The organism is Streptomyces sp. NPDC051740, assembly GCF_044453165.1.
In the GTDB taxonomy this organism is placed as follows: Bacteria; Actinomycetota; Actinomycetes; order Streptomycetales; family Streptomycetaceae; genus Streptomyces; species Streptomyces atrovirens.
This window is the reverse complement of the sequence record NZ_JBITCL010000001.1, coordinates 194,054-206,920: the sequence shown is the minus strand read 5'-3', so window position 1 is coordinate 206,920 and position 12,867 is coordinate 194,054. Positions and strand designations below refer to the sequence as shown.

The 12,867-nt window shown below is 71.6% G+C and carries 13 protein-coding genes; 7 read left to right on the top strand and 6 right to left on the bottom strand.

Features of this window, described 5'->3' with window-relative positions; genetic code table 11:
• Positions 1 to 80: 80 nt before the first annotated feature.
• On the bottom strand, positions 81 to 413 hold the full coding sequence (locus ACIA6T_RS00995; RefSeq protein WP_399444455.1) for a cupin domain-containing protein: 333 nt from the start codon (positions 411 to 413) through the stop codon (positions 81 to 83).
• Between the two features lie 139 nt (positions 414 to 552).
• Between ACIA6T_RS00995 and ACIA6T_RS00990 the strand changes: the two genes are divergently transcribed.
• Complete coding sequence (locus ACIA6T_RS00990) at positions 553 to 1,320, top strand: YqjF family protein (protein WP_399444454.1); 768 nt, start codon at positions 553 to 555, stop codon at positions 1,318 to 1,320.
• 75 nt (positions 1,321 to 1,395) lie between these two features.
• Here ACIA6T_RS00990 and ACIA6T_RS00985 read toward each other — a convergent pair whose 3' ends face one another.
• Together ACIA6T_RS00985 and ACIA6T_RS00980 are read right to left on the bottom strand one after the other, a co-directional pair.
• Positions 1,396 to 1,605 carry a 4-oxalocrotonate tautomerase family protein gene (locus ACIA6T_RS00985; RefSeq protein WP_399444453.1) on the bottom strand — a complete coding sequence of 70 codons (210 nt, stop codon included), beginning with the start codon at positions 1,603 to 1,605 and terminating at the stop codon, positions 1,396 to 1,398.
• Positions 1,606 to 1,661: 56 nt separating this feature from the next.
• Positions 1,662 to 2,429 carry an SDR family oxidoreductase gene (locus ACIA6T_RS00980; protein ID WP_399444452.1) on the bottom strand — a complete coding sequence of 256 codons (768 nt, stop codon included), beginning with the start codon at positions 2,427 to 2,429 and terminating at the stop codon, positions 1,662 to 1,664.
• Between the two features lie 86 nt (positions 2,430 to 2,515).
• Between ACIA6T_RS00980 and ACIA6T_RS00975 the strand changes: the two genes are divergently transcribed.
• A complete protein-coding gene (locus tag ACIA6T_RS00975; protein WP_399444451.1) occupies positions 2,516 to 3,376 on the top strand; it encodes a helix-turn-helix transcriptional regulator in 861 nt (286 codons plus the stop codon).
• Between the two features lie 192 nt (positions 3,377 to 3,568).
• Here the strand turns inward: ACIA6T_RS00975 and gdhA are convergent, their stop codons facing one another.
• The gene (gdhA, locus tag ACIA6T_RS00970) at positions 3,569 to 4,927 is read right to left on the bottom strand and encodes an NADP-specific glutamate dehydrogenase (RefSeq protein WP_399444450.1); all 1,359 of its coding nucleotides are present in this window, start codon (positions 4,925 to 4,927) and stop codon (positions 3,569 to 3,571) included.
• 554 nt (positions 4,928 to 5,481) lie between these two features.
• On the opposite strand from gdhA, the gene ACIA6T_RS00965 reads away from it, so the two are divergent.
• The gene (locus ACIA6T_RS00965; protein WP_399444449.1) at positions 5,482 to 6,303 is read left to right on the top strand and encodes an SAM-dependent methyltransferase; all 822 of its coding nucleotides are present in this window, start codon (positions 5,482 to 5,484) and stop codon (positions 6,301 to 6,303) included.
• Between the two features lie 282 nt (positions 6,304 to 6,585).
• On the opposite strand, the gene ACIA6T_RS00960 is transcribed toward ACIA6T_RS00965, so the two are convergent.
• A complete protein-coding gene (locus ACIA6T_RS00960) occupies positions 6,586 to 7,758 on the bottom strand; it encodes an endo-1,4-beta-xylanase (RefSeq protein WP_399444448.1) in 1,173 nt (390 codons plus the stop codon).
• A gap of 268 nt (positions 7,759 to 8,026) precedes the next feature.
• On the opposite strand from ACIA6T_RS00960, the gene ACIA6T_RS00955 reads away from it, so the two are divergent.
• A complete protein-coding gene (locus ACIA6T_RS00955; protein ID WP_399444447.1) occupies positions 8,027 to 8,974 on the top strand; it encodes a LysR family transcriptional regulator in 948 nt (315 codons plus the stop codon).
• A 91-nt stretch (positions 8,975 to 9,065) separates the two neighbouring features.
• Positions 9,066 to 10,427: a trypsin-like serine protease gene (locus tag ACIA6T_RS00950; RefSeq protein ID WP_399444446.1), complete on the top strand. Its 1,362-nt coding sequence runs from the start codon at positions 9,066 to 9,068 to the stop codon at positions 10,425 to 10,427.
• Between the two features lie 381 nt (positions 10,428 to 10,808).
• Here the strand turns inward: ACIA6T_RS00950 and ACIA6T_RS00945 are convergent, their stop codons facing one another.
• Positions 10,809 to 11,543, bottom strand: coding sequence for a hypothetical protein (locus tag ACIA6T_RS00945; protein ID WP_399444445.1), 735 nt, complete (start codon positions 11,541 to 11,543; stop codon positions 10,809 to 10,811).
• A gap of 129 nt (positions 11,544 to 11,672) precedes the next feature.
• Here ACIA6T_RS00945 and ACIA6T_RS00940 point away from each other — a divergent pair, with 129 nt between their 5' ends.
• Together ACIA6T_RS00940 and ACIA6T_RS00935 are read left to right on the top strand one after the other, a co-directional pair.
• Positions 11,673 to 12,086: an FG-GAP repeat protein gene (locus ACIA6T_RS00940; RefSeq protein WP_399444444.1), complete on the top strand. Its 414-nt coding sequence runs from the start codon at positions 11,673 to 11,675 to the stop codon at positions 12,084 to 12,086.
• Positions 12,007 to 12,861 (top strand): hypothetical protein, encoded by an 855-nt coding sequence (locus ACIA6T_RS00935; RefSeq protein ID WP_399444443.1) that lies wholly within the window; start codon positions 12,007 to 12,009, stop codon positions 12,859 to 12,861. The genes ACIA6T_RS00940 and ACIA6T_RS00935 overlap by 80 nt, the downstream gene beginning before the upstream one ends.
• Positions 12,862 to 12,867: the final 6 nt, after the last annotated feature.

Here is a 12,867-nt window from a genome sequence, read left to right as displayed (position 1 = left end):
CCCTTCGGTCGATGACTCGATCATCCGTTCCGACATCGTGCCACTGGGCGACACCTCCTCGTTCAACCGGGCGGTTCTTCTCAGCCCGTCTTGGCGACCGTGAGGAGCACCGCCGCGTCCTCCAGGGCCTCCAGGCCGTGGCGGGCGGGAGGGATGACGATGAGGTCGCCGGTGCGGCCCTCCCAGTCGGTGTCACCGCTGGTGAGGCGGACACGTCCGCGCAGGACCAGCAGGGTGGCCTCGCCGGGGCTGTCGTGGTCGGCGAGGGACGTGCCGGCGGTCAGTGCGAGGAGGGTCTGGCGCAGGGTGTGCTCGTGGCCGCCGTGGACGGTGGTGGCGCTGCGGCCGTTGGAGGCGGTGGCGGCGCGTTCCAGGTGTTCGCGGGCGAGGGCGTCGAGGGAGAGCTTCTGCATGGCACCGAGCCTTCCCGAGGGGCCTTGCCGGCCGCCAGGGCCATGTGGGGTACATCGTGATGTCCGCGGCGTCCGTGGTGTCCGCCACGTCCACCCGTCCTGCCGTACGACTGCCGGTGCCCTCCGCGATACTGGCGCGGTGCAGTCGACACCGCCGCCCCCGCAGCCCATCACGCCCGACCCGCCGGAGGCGATCGCGCGTCCGCTGCTCACCCAGTCGTGGCTGGACCTGACGTTCGTCCACTGGGCGGTGGACCCGGCCGACGTGGCCCCGCTGCTGCCGCCGGGCACCGTGCCGGACACCCTGGACGGTGTCACGTACGTCGGTCTCGTCGCGTTCCGGATGCACAGGGTGGGGTGGCTGCGCCTGCCGGGTGTGCCGTATCTCGGGAACTTCCCGGAGACCAACGTCCGCCTGTACTCGGTGGACGCGCACGGGCGGCGCGGGGTCGTCTTCCTCTCCCTGGACGCCTCCCGGCTGATCCCGGTGGCGGTCGGCCGGCTGGGGTTCCGGATGCCGTACCTCTGGTCCCGGATGCGCGTGGAGCACCTCGACGGCGGCACGGTGACGTACACCGCTTCCCGGCGCTGGCCCGGACCGCGGGGCGCCGGCGGCCGTATCACCGTACGCAGGGGCGAGCTGATCGCGGAGCCGACCGAGCTGGAGCACTTCCTGACCGCCCGCTGGGGCATGCACGGAGCCTTCTTCGGGCGGTCGATGTACCTGCCCAACGCGCATCCGCGCTGGCCCCTGCACCGGGCCGAGCTGCTGGAGTGCGAGGAGGACCTGGTCACCTCGGCCGGGCTGCCGAGGCCGGCCGGGGAGCCGGTGAGCGTGCTGTACTCACCGGGCGTCCCCGCCCGCTTCGGACGCCCGGCCCGTCCGGCCGGCATCCCCACGCCGTGACGGCGTGACGGACCTGGGTCCGCGGCCTCGGGGACGGTCAGGCGGTGCCGTTCAGCATCGCGGCCGTGAGGACGGTCAGGCGGTGCCGTTCAGCATCGCGGCCGTGAGGACGTCGCCGGCGACGCCCCAGCCGCCGTCGGGGACCTCTTCGACGAGGACGACGGTGGTGGGGCGGGCCCGTTCCCCGTAGATCTCCGCGTAGAGGTCGGTGGTGCGCTCGACGAGCTTCCTCTTGTCCTCGGCGGTGAGGGTGCCCGCGGGGACCTTGAACTGGGCGAAAGGCATGGGTGTCTCCTGACAGGGGGTGGTGGTGGGTTCGTTGTCGTGCGGTCGCGCCGTCGTCAGACCATGCCGCCGTTGGCGCGCAGGACCTGGCCGTTCACCCAGCGCCCCGCGGGGCTGCCGAGGAAGGCGACCACGGCGGCGATGTCGTCGGGCGTGCCCAGTCGCTCCAGCGGCGGCGTCTTGGCCAGCCGGTCGACCTGCTCGGGGGTCTTGCCCGTGAGGAACATGTCCGTGGCCGTCGGGCCGGGGGCCACGGTGTTCACCGTGACGTCCCGTCCGCGCAGCTCGCGCGCCAGGATGAGCGTCATCGCCTCCACGGCGCCCTTGCTCGCCGCGTACGCCCCGTACGCCGGGAACTGCGTGCCGACCACGGAGGACGAGAACGCCACGAACGAGCCCCCCGCGCGCAGTCGCCGGGCCGCCTGCTGGGCGACCACGAAGGTGCCCCGGATGTTGGTGCGGTGCAGGGCGTCGAGTGCCGCCAGGTCCAGGTCGGCGATGGGCGACAGGACCATCCGTCCGGCCGAGTTCACGACCACGTCGACGCCGCCGAACTCCTCCTCCGCCCGGTCGAACAGCGCGGCGACCTCCTTCTCCTCCGCCACGTCCGCCCGTACGGCGACCGCCCGGCCGCCGACCCCGGTGATCGCCGCCACCGTCTCCTCGGCGGAAGCCTCGTCACGGGTGTAGTTCACGACGACGGCCAGGCCGTCCTCGGCGAGCTTGCGCGCGACCGCCCGGCCGATGCCACGCGATCCGCCGGTGACGACGGCGACGCGTACGGCTGCCGGAGCGGAAGTGTCCTGGTTCTGGTTCGTGGTCATGCCTCCACCATGCGCGGCGGCGGCCGGCGCATCCAGGGGATGTCATCCCCTGGGTCGGCGGCCCGGCCCGACGCACAATGGGCGCCATGAGCGCCGCGAAGTACGCCGAGCTGGGGACGTTCCTGCGTTCACGGCGGGAACGCATCCGCCCGGCCGACGTCGGTCTGCCGGCCGGGCCCAGACGCCGGGTGCCCGGGCTGCGCCGCGAGGAGGTGGCCCAGCTCGCCGGAGCGTCGGTGGACTACTACAACGAGCTGGAGCGCGGGGCCGGATCCCAGCCGTCCGAGCAGATGATCGCCGCGCTGGCGAGGGCGCTGCGGCTGAGCGCCGACGAGCGCGACTACCTGTACCGCCTGGCGGACCGCCCGGTGCCGGTGCAGGGCGGGGCCGCCTCGCACGTCCACCCCGGCATGCTGGACCTGCTCGGCCGCCTGGCCTCGACGCCGGCGCAGGTGATCACCGACCTGCACGTCACCCTCGTGCAGAATCCGCTCGCGGTGGCGCTGCTCGGGGACCAGTCCGGTTTCCGGGGCCCCCGGGCCAGCTTCGTCCACCGGTGGTTCACCGAGCCCGCGGCCCGGGACCAGTACCCCGGGGCCGACCACGAGAGGCACTCCCGCTCCTTCGTCGCGGATCTGCGGGCCGCCGTCGCACGGAGGGACGCGAAGGACCCCGAGGCCGGGGCGATGGTACGGACGCTGCTCGACGTCTCACCGGAGTTCGCCGCTCTGTGGGCCGACCACGACGTGGCCTTCCGGCGGGACGACCGGAAGCGGCTCGTCCACCCCACGCTGGGTCTGATCGAGGTCAACTGTCTGCACCTGTTCAGCGAGGACGGGCGTCAGCGGCTGCTCTGGTTCACCCCGGCCGTCGGGACGGACAGCGCGGGGCTGCTGGATCTGCTGTCGGTGGTCGGGACGCAGGAGGTCGTCGAGCCGTCGGGCTGACGCCCTTCCCCGTGCGCCCCGCCCCGTGGCCGGGCGCACGGGGTCCGGGAAAGCGGGGGGGGGGGGGGGGGGGGGGGGGGGGGGGGGGGGGGGGCCCCCCCCCCCCCCCCCCCCCCCCCCCCCCCCCCCCCCCCCCCCCCCGCGACCTGCCGCCCGCGCCCCTTGCGGGCCGGCGGCGCGTTCACCCGTGTGTCAGATGACGCCCTGCGCGAGCATCGCGTCCGCCACCCGTTCGAAGCCGGCGATGTTCGCGCCGGTCACGTAGTCGCCGGGAGCGCCGTAGCGCTCGGCGGTCTCCGCGCAGGTGGTGTGGATGTCGGTCATGATGCGGGCCAGCTCGTCCTCGACCTGGTCGGCCTTCCACGACGTGCGCGACGCGTTCTGCGTCATCTCCAGCGCGCTGACCGCGACCCCGCCCGCGTTGGCCGCCTTGCCGGGGCCGAAGGCGACACCGGCCCGCTGGAAGAGCTGCACGGCCTCCGGCGTGGTCGGCATGTTGGCGCCCTCGGAGACCGCCTTCACGCCGTTGCGGATGAGGGTGTCGGCGTCGACGGCGTTCAGTTCGTTCTGGGTGGCCGACGGCAGGGCGACGTCCGCCGGGACCTCCCAGACCCGCCCGCCGGGCACGAACCGCGCGGAGGCGCCCCGGCGCTCCGCGTAGTCGCTCACCCGGCCGCGCTCGACCTCCTTGATCTGGCGCAGCAGGTCGAGGTCGATGCCCTTCTCGTCGACGACGTAGCCGCTGGAGTCGGAGCAGGTCACCGGGTTGGCGCCGAGGGCGACCAGCTTCCGGATGGTGTAGATCGCGACGTTGCCGGAGCCGGAGACGACCGCGGTCTGCCCCTCCAGGTCCTCGCCGCGGGCGCGCAGCATGGCCTCCGCGAACAGCACGTTGCCGTATCCGGTCGCCTCCGGGCGGATCAGCGAGCCGCCCCAGCCGGCGCTCTTGCCGGTGAGCACGCCGCCCTCCCAGCGGTTGGTGATCCGCCGGTACTGGCCGAAGAGGTAGCCGATCTCGCGGGCGCCGACGCCGATGTCACCGGCCGGGATGTCGGTGTACTCGCCGATGTGCCGGTACAGCTCGCTCATGAAGGACTGGCAGAAGCGCATGACCTCGGCGTCGCTGCGGCCCTGCGGGTCGAAGTCGCTGCCGCCCTTGCCGCCGCCGATGCCGAGGCCGGTCAGGGCGTTCTTGAAGATCTGCTCGAAGCCGAGGAACTTGATGATCCCGAGGTTCACGGAGGGGTGGAAGCGCAGCCCGCCCTTGTAGGGGCCGAGGGCGCTGTTGTATTCGATCCGGAAGCCCCGGTTGACGTGGACCCGGCCCTGGTCGTCCTGCCACGGCACCCGGAACATGATCTGCCGCTCCGGCTCGACCAACCGCGCGACGAGCCCCGGCTCGGCGTACTCGGGGCGCGCGGCGAGCACCGGTGCGAGGGTCTCCAGCACCTCGCGCGCCGCCTGGTGGAACTCGGGCTCCGCGGGGTTGCGGCGCTCGATCTCGGCGCGCAGCAGGTCGAGCGAGGTCTTGGGGTCGGGTCGTGAGGTCACGGGGTCCCTTTCTGGCGCGGCTGACACCGGTATGGAAACCGGTGATGGGCGCTCGGCGCCGTTGCCGCGCGCAGGACAGCGGCCGCCCCGGTCGTATACGACAGGTCGGCCGACCCTCCCAGTGTTACCCCTGTGTTAACTCGATACCAAGGGTCGGGCCCGATTGTCCGCTATGTGGACATGCCGTACGGAGTCCGGAGGCCCGGCGGGTTTCGCTCCTGGGCGTACGTCACGGAGTTCGCCCACGCCTCACCCCGCCGGAACCGCCGGCGTCCCGCGCTTCGGTGCGGCAGGCGGGAAGGTGACGCCGGTCCGTGCCCGGACGTGGCACGTTCCCCCGAGGCGTGCGCACTTCGGCCGCCATTGCCCACATGCCGCCCATCCGAGCACCTGTGCGGCATTTCATCACCGAATGTTCACGGTTTCCGGCAAAGCGGCCCCTTGCCACCCACCGGCCCATGAGATCGACCCGCGCGCCGTGCCGATCAAGGCCCGGCTATGGTGGCGATCACGACCGTGAAAGGTCAACCACCGGGCGGACAAGGGGAATCGACGTGGATCAGCAAGGCTCCGGCATGGACGCTCCCCTACGGATCGACACCGCCAAGCCGCACCCCGCGCGGATGTACGACTGGTTCCTCGGCGGGAAGGACAACTACCCGGTGGACGAGGAGCTGGGTCGGCAGCTCGTGGCGTTCGCGCCGCCCATTCCGGTCATGGCGCGGATGAACAGGGCGTTCATGCACCGTGCCACCCGCTGGGTGGCCGGCCAGGGCGTGCGCCAGTTCCTCGACATCGGGACCGGCATCCCGACGGAGCCGAACCTGCACCAGGTGGCCCAGGGGACCGCCGCCGACGCACGGGTCGTGTACTGCGACAACGACCCGATCGTCCTGGTCCACGCCGAGGCGCTGCTGCGGGGCACCCCCGAGGGGGTCGTCGACTACGTGCAGGCCGACGCGCGCGACACCGCCGCGATCGTCGAACGGGCCCGCAGGACGCTGGACTTCGAGCGGCCGGTCGCGCTCTCCCTGATCGCTCTGCTGCACTTCATCGGCGACGAGGACGGGGCGTACGAGCTGGTGGAGCGGCTCAAGGACGCGCTGGCGCCGGGCAGTCACCTGGTCATGTCCCACCTCACGCCCGACTTCCACCCGGAGGAGGCGTCCCGGAAGGTGACCGACCTGTACCGGGCGGGCGGGCTCACCATGGACATGCGCAACCGGGAGCGGTTCGCCCGCTTCTTCGAGGGACTGGAGATCGTCGACCCCGGCATCGTGGCGGCCGAGGAGTGGCACCCGGAGCTCGGTGAGCCGGTTCCCGGGCAGGAGGGCGTCCACAGCGGGGCGTACGTGGCGGTGGCCCGCAAGGTGTGAGCCCTCCCCTCGCGGATCGGGACGGCGGGGCCGCCCCCGGCCGGATGCCGTCGGCGCATCCGTCGGACGGCCGCCAGGCACCCGTCCCGGCACCATGAGGGGAGCGTCTCTCCCAGCGGAACACCGCGTAAGCGGCGTCGGACCGGGAGAAACGCTCCAATCACCGAACGGTGACGGGATTCGCCAACGGCATCCCAATCGGGGCGGCCCCGCCGAGTGGCATCCCGACCGGGGCGGCCCCGCCGAGTGGCATCCCGACCGGGGCGGCCCCGCCGGGCGTTCTCAGCCCTTCCGGTGCCCGCGGTCCTTCTCGCAGTCCTCCTCCCGGGCCGCCTCCTTCAGCGTGTCCCGCAGGGCGTAGAAGGCGGGCTTGCGCTTGTAGTCGTCGGTCATGACGTTCGCGAAGCCCTCGCCCTCGAAGAACACCGGCACCCACGAGTACTTGTCGGTGAAGCCCCAGATGGTGAACGAGTTGCAGCCGTCGACGGCCAGGCACGCCTCGAGCGTCCGCTGGTAGTAGTCGGCCTGCTGCCGCTCCTGCGCCTTGGTGGGCACACCGCCCTCGGGGACGTCCATGCGGACGTCCAGCTCGGTGACGGCCGTCTCCAGGCCGAGCGCGTCGAACCGGCTCAGGTTGTCCTCCAGGTCGCCCGGGAAGCCGTACCGCGTGCTCAGGTGGCCCTGGACGGAGAAGCCGTGGACGGGGACGCCCTGTTCGAGCAGGTCCTGGATGAGGGTGTAGTAGGCGTCGCTCTTCGCGTTGACGCTCTCGACGTTGTAGTCGTTGAAGAACAGCTTCGCCTTAGGGTCGATCTCGTGGACCCACCGGAAGACGTCCGCGACGACGCCCGGGCCCAGCTCGCGGATCCAGATGTTGTCCTGGGTGCGCAGGTTGCCCTGGTCGTCGAAGATCTCGTTGGCGACGTCCCACTGCTGGATCCTGCCGGCGTAGCGTCCGACGACGGTGGTGACGTGCTCGCGCAGGATGGTGCGCAGCTCCTCCTTCGAGAAGTCGCCCTCCTCCAGCCACGCCGGGTTCTGGCTGTGCCACAGCAGGGTGTGGCCGCGTACGACCTGCTTGTTGCGCTTGGCGAACTCGACGATGGCGTCGGCCTGTACGAAGTCGTAGCGGTCCCGCTCGGGGTGGATGTAGTCCCACTTCATCTGGTTCTCGGGGGAGACCGAGCTGAACTGGTGCCCCAGGACCTTCCGGTACTCCTTGTCGTACGTGAAGGGGTCCGGGTAGTCCTGTTCCAGGTGGTGGCCGCCGCCTGCCACGGCGGTGCCCACGACGAAGCCCTCGGGAGCGACCGAGCGCAGCCGTTCGGACTTGGCGTTGAAGTGCAGTGCGGCCTTCTCGCCGGCCGACGGGCCGGCGGCGGCCGAGCCCGTCGCGAGCGGCAGGGCCAGGGCGACGGTGGCGAGGGCCACGGTGGCGAAACGAATGGATCTCATGCGGGGAGTCTCATTCCCATCGTCATTCTCGAAAGTTTCGAATCTGTATCCGAAACATTAGGGATGGGCGGACGCTAAGGTCTGGCCGAGCCGCGCGTCAATACCCGTGCGCGTATCGATGCCCGCACCTGTGCGCAGGTCGCGCCCGCACCTGTGCGCAGGTCGCGCCCGCACCTGTGCGCAGGTCGCGCCCGCGCCGACGGCCGGCCGGACAGCAGGTCCGTACCAACCCCTTGCTCCCGCACCCGTCAGGTCGCAAGCTCCCCTCATGGAGCTGGAGTTGCGGCATCTGAAGACGATCCGGGCGATTGCCGACGCCGGCAGCCTGACCAGGGCGGCGACGGCCCTCGGACTCGCGCAGCCCGCGCTGAGCGCACAGCTCAAGCGGATCGAACGCGCCCTGGGCGGTGAGCTGTTCGAACGCGGACGGCACGGAGTGCGGGCCACCGCGCTGGGCGAACTCGTACTGGAACGCAGCCGGATCGTGCTGCCCGCGGTGACCGAACTGCAGCAGGAGGCGGCGCGGTTCGCCCGCACCTCGCGCGCGACCGCCTGCTTCCGGCTGGGCGGCACCCACGGTCCGCTGCTGGGCGCCCTGGTGGACCGGCTGGCGGACGCGGTGCCGGACGCCCGCCTCACCACCTGCGCGTCCTGGTCCGAGCGGGAGCTGGCCGCACTGCTCGTCGAAGGCCGGCTGGACTACGCCCTCGCCGGAACCTGCGGCTCGGCCGAACCGCCCGGCGCGGAGGGCCTGGTCTGGCGGGAGGTCGCGGTCGACCCGGTGTTCGTCATGGTGCCGGAGGGCCATCCGCTCGCCCACCCCGGCGAGGTGGACCTGACCGAGCTGGCCGGCGAGGAGTGGGCCTGTGTCCCCGGCGACGGCTGCTTCGGGGACTGCTTCACGGCGGCCTGCGCCCGCGCCGGCTTCACCCCGCGCCGGATGTACGAGACGGACACCTCGTCCCTGGTCCATCTGGTGCAGGTCGGCCGGGCGGTCGGGCTGTGCCGGGCGACCTTCCCGACCACGCCCGGGATCACCACCCGGCCGCTCACGGGCACTCCACTGACCTGGCGGCACCTGCTGGGCCGGCACACCGTGACACAGCGGGCGGAGACCGCCGCCACCGTCCTCGAACAGGCCCGGCTGGCCCACGCGGGCGTGGCGGCGCGCAGCGACAGCTATACGGAGTGGCTCGCCGCCCAGCCCGTTCCATAACACCGGGGAGGGGGCAGGCCGGGTTCTTACGCCCGCCGATCGGCCCTCCCTACGGTTTCGGCACCTCCCCACCGAACCGAGGAGATGCCCCATGCCCCACCGACACCTCCCCCGCCGCACCGGATCCGTGGCGGCCGCCGTCACGGCGACGGCCGCCCTGCTCGTGGCCGGGCTCAGCGGCTCCGCGAGCGCGGAGCCGACCACCCCGGCGGCACAGGCGCTGCGCACGGACGCCGCCCCGCCCGCCCTCCTCGAGGCCATGGAACGCGACCTCGGCCTGGACCGGGCGCAGGCCGAACGGCGCCTGGCCAACGAGGCGGAGGCCGGAGCGACGGCGGGCCGCCTGCGCGCGGCGCTCGGCGCCGACTTCGCGGGCGCCTGGGTGCACGGCGCCGAATCCGGCACCCTGACCGTGGCGACGACCGACGCCCGCGACATCCCGGCCATCGAGGCACAGGGCGCGAAGGCCACCGTCGTACACCACTCCCTGACCGACCTGGACGCGGCCAAGTCCCGCCTGGACCGGGCGGCCGAGCGCAACGACACCACCGACGCCCCCGTCCGGTACGTGGACGTCCGCACGAACACGGTGGTCGTCCAGGCGGTACGCCCCTCCGCCGCCCGCGCCCTCCTGTCGGCGGCCGGCACCGACCGCTCCCTCACCCGGATCGAGAAGTCGGCCGACCGGCCCCGCGCGCTGTACGACCTGCGGGGCGGCGAGGCGTACTACATCAACAACAGCGGCCGCTGCTCGATCGGCTTCCCCGTCACCAGGGGCACCCAGCAGGGCTACGCCACCGCCGGTCACTGCGGGCGGACCGGTGACAACACGAGCGGCCACAACCGGGTGGCCCAGGGCACCTTCCAGGGCTCGGTCTTCCCGGGCCGGGACATGGCGTGGGTGGCCACCGACTCCCCGTGGACGGCGACTCCCTACGTGAAGGGCGCGGGCGGCCAGAACGTCCAGGTCACCGGTTCCACCCAGGCCCCGGTCGGCTCATCCGTGTGCCGCTCGGGCTCCACCACCGGCTGGCACTGCGGCACCATCCAGCAGCTCAACACCAGCGTGACCTACCCCGAGGGCACCATCACCGGCGTCACCCGCACCTCGGTGTGCGCGGAGCCCGGTGACTCGGGCGGCTCGTACATCTCCGGCAGCCAGGCGCAGGGGGTCACCTCGGGCGGTTCGGGCAACTGCGGCAGCGGCGGTACGACGTTCTTCCAGCCGATCAACCCGCTGCTCCAGAACTACGGCCTCACCCTGAGGACCACCGGCGACGACGAGGAGCCGCCCGGGGAGGAGGAGCCGGGAGGCACCTGGGCCGCGGGCACCGTCTACCGGCCGGGCGACACGGTGACGTACGGCGGCGCCACCTACCGCTGTCTCCAGGGCCACCAGGCCCAGACCGGCTGGGAGCCGCCGAACGTCCCGGCGCTGTGGCAGCGCGCGTGAGCCCTCACTGACCACGTCGACGGGGGATGGAACCGGCCCCGGGCACGCTGTGACGGCGCCGCCGGGGCCGGTTGCCCTCACAGGAGGGTGACGTCACGGCCGACCGGGGGAAGCCCGCCTCGTCCGGCTCGGCCATGCGCCGTGCCGGTGCCCGGGTGCCGATCGGATCGTCTGTTCCCACCACCAACTGTTCGTGGTCGGGGAGGGTGAATGGCCCGATGGCCGGTCGGAACAGTCGGACGGCGGGACGTGTGCTTCGCCAACGACGCCTTCCCATGCCCCCGCAAGGCCTCGCGCCCTGCGGGCACGCGCCCCCGCCTGGACGAGAACCGCCCTGCGGGTGCCGCTCGATATCTGCTCTCCGTCACCCGTCAGCCGGTGTCACGAAAGCTGCTCCCGCGGGAATGAGCGCAGGGCCGACAACACCTCGGCGCTGTAGGTGTCACACACATTCAGCAGTTCACGCCCTGCCTGATCGGCGAACGCTTCAGGGCCACCAGAAGCAGCCAGGATGACTTCATGACATCGACTCTCGACTTCGAGATTCCTAGTGGCGAAATACCCTAGGCCGTAGGAGCGGAAACGATCGTCGACGCTCTCCAGATAGCGCCCTCGGCGATGTTCACCTTCGATCACCATAAGCGTGTCCTCCATGCACTGATCGAGGTAATCAGCCTGTTCCCGGGCAAGGATGATGATCCTGTCGGTCTGGACCTCACTCAACTCACCCAGAGCTTGGCCCAACAGGATCCAGCCACCAATGGCCTCCAACTGGAAGCTTTCTGCGAGTTCCGGGTCGATTTCGGACTCGAACAGCGGCGCCCGCATCAGTTGAGCAATGCCCTGTTGAAGCGCATCGTCCGACTCGCCATTCAACCGTTCGGCGCCGGTATGGACCAGTGATTCGATCACAGCGGGCTCGATTCCCCAGCCCTCCGGCATCTCGATCTCCAGCAAAGGCGCCTGAAACCGACGCAGCGCGAGAAACGCTGCCTGATGGCGCTGCGCCCTGTTCATCCTCTGGATCCGAGCTGTCAGCACCTCGTCGAAACGCCAGTCGAGCGGGTCGCCCATGACACTCACCGATATCCCATCGTCGCCAGAAAATTCGTCCATGCCTCATGGTCATTCCATACGTACATGGACTGCCCTGGTATCTTCGCCCGCGTCCCTGGAGTAACTGGTCCCACCATCGCCGCTCCCACTTCGCCCAGGAATTCCTCGCAACCGTCGGGTGCGCAGGCATTGCGCGACACACCGCCTGCCACCGGCGACACGCAGGGCACCGGCATGCTGAGCGTGCACTACGGCGGTTCGGGCGGGATCTACGAGGCGACCACCGAGACCTTCTCCGAGGACACCACCGGCTACCCGGGCTCCGTCGGCTGGGACGAGATCTTCACGTACTCGCTGGCCGCCGGGGACGTCAACGGCAACGGCTACTGCGACCTGGCCGTCGGACACCCCCTCGACATGGCCGGCGACAAGCCGAACTCCGGAACCATCAGGCTGATGTTCGGCACCCCCCAGCGGCCTCAACGCCGCGGACACCGTCCAGCTCGACCAGTCCACGGCGAACGTGCCCGGTGCTCCGGAGGCCGAGGACCGCTTCGGCGAGCAGATGGCGGTGGGCGACATCGACGGCGACGGCGCCGGTGATCTCGTCGTCGCCACGATCGGCGAGCAGGTCCCCGGCAGCTCGGACCGCGGCTCCCTGCACATCCTGTACGGCCCCATCGAGGACGCCCCCGCCTCCGGCGGCTATGTCGACGCCGGGAACGTCACGGGCATCGGCGAGTTCGCGGGGAGCGCCCTGGCCGTGGGCCACTTCGACGACGACGAGTACGCGGACGTCGCCTTCGGTGTCTCGGACGAGGAGATCGGCACCGAGGGCGCCGCCGGCCGGCTGGCGGTGCTGTACGGCGGCTCGCAGGGACTGTCGGCCAACAGCCGTGTGAAGCTGTTCGACCAGGACTCACCGGGTGTCTCCGGTGCGCCCGAGTCGGAGGACTTCTTCTCCTCGTCCCTCGCCGCCGGCGACTTCGACGGCGACGGTGTGGACGACCTGGTGGTCGGTATGCGCAGTGAGGCGATCGGCTCGGTGAAGGGCGCCGGGGCCTCGTTGGTCCTCTTCGGCAATCCGACCGGAGGCATCACGACCAAGGGTGCCCTGTGGATCGATCAGGAGACGGCCGGGGTGCCCGGCACGGCCGGCGAGGGCGACCACTTCGGCTGGACCGTCGGCGCCCTGGACACCGACGGCAACGGCCGGGTGGAACCGCTGGTCGGTGCCCCGGGCAACGCGGCCGGCACGGTCACGGTCCTCAAGGTCGGGCCCGGCACCCTGGAGTCGGCCAAGGCCCTGGCCGAGGCCGATCTGGGCTTCTCGGCGGGCAGCGACGGCGACGCGTTCGGGATGGCGCTGCCCCACTGAGCCGGG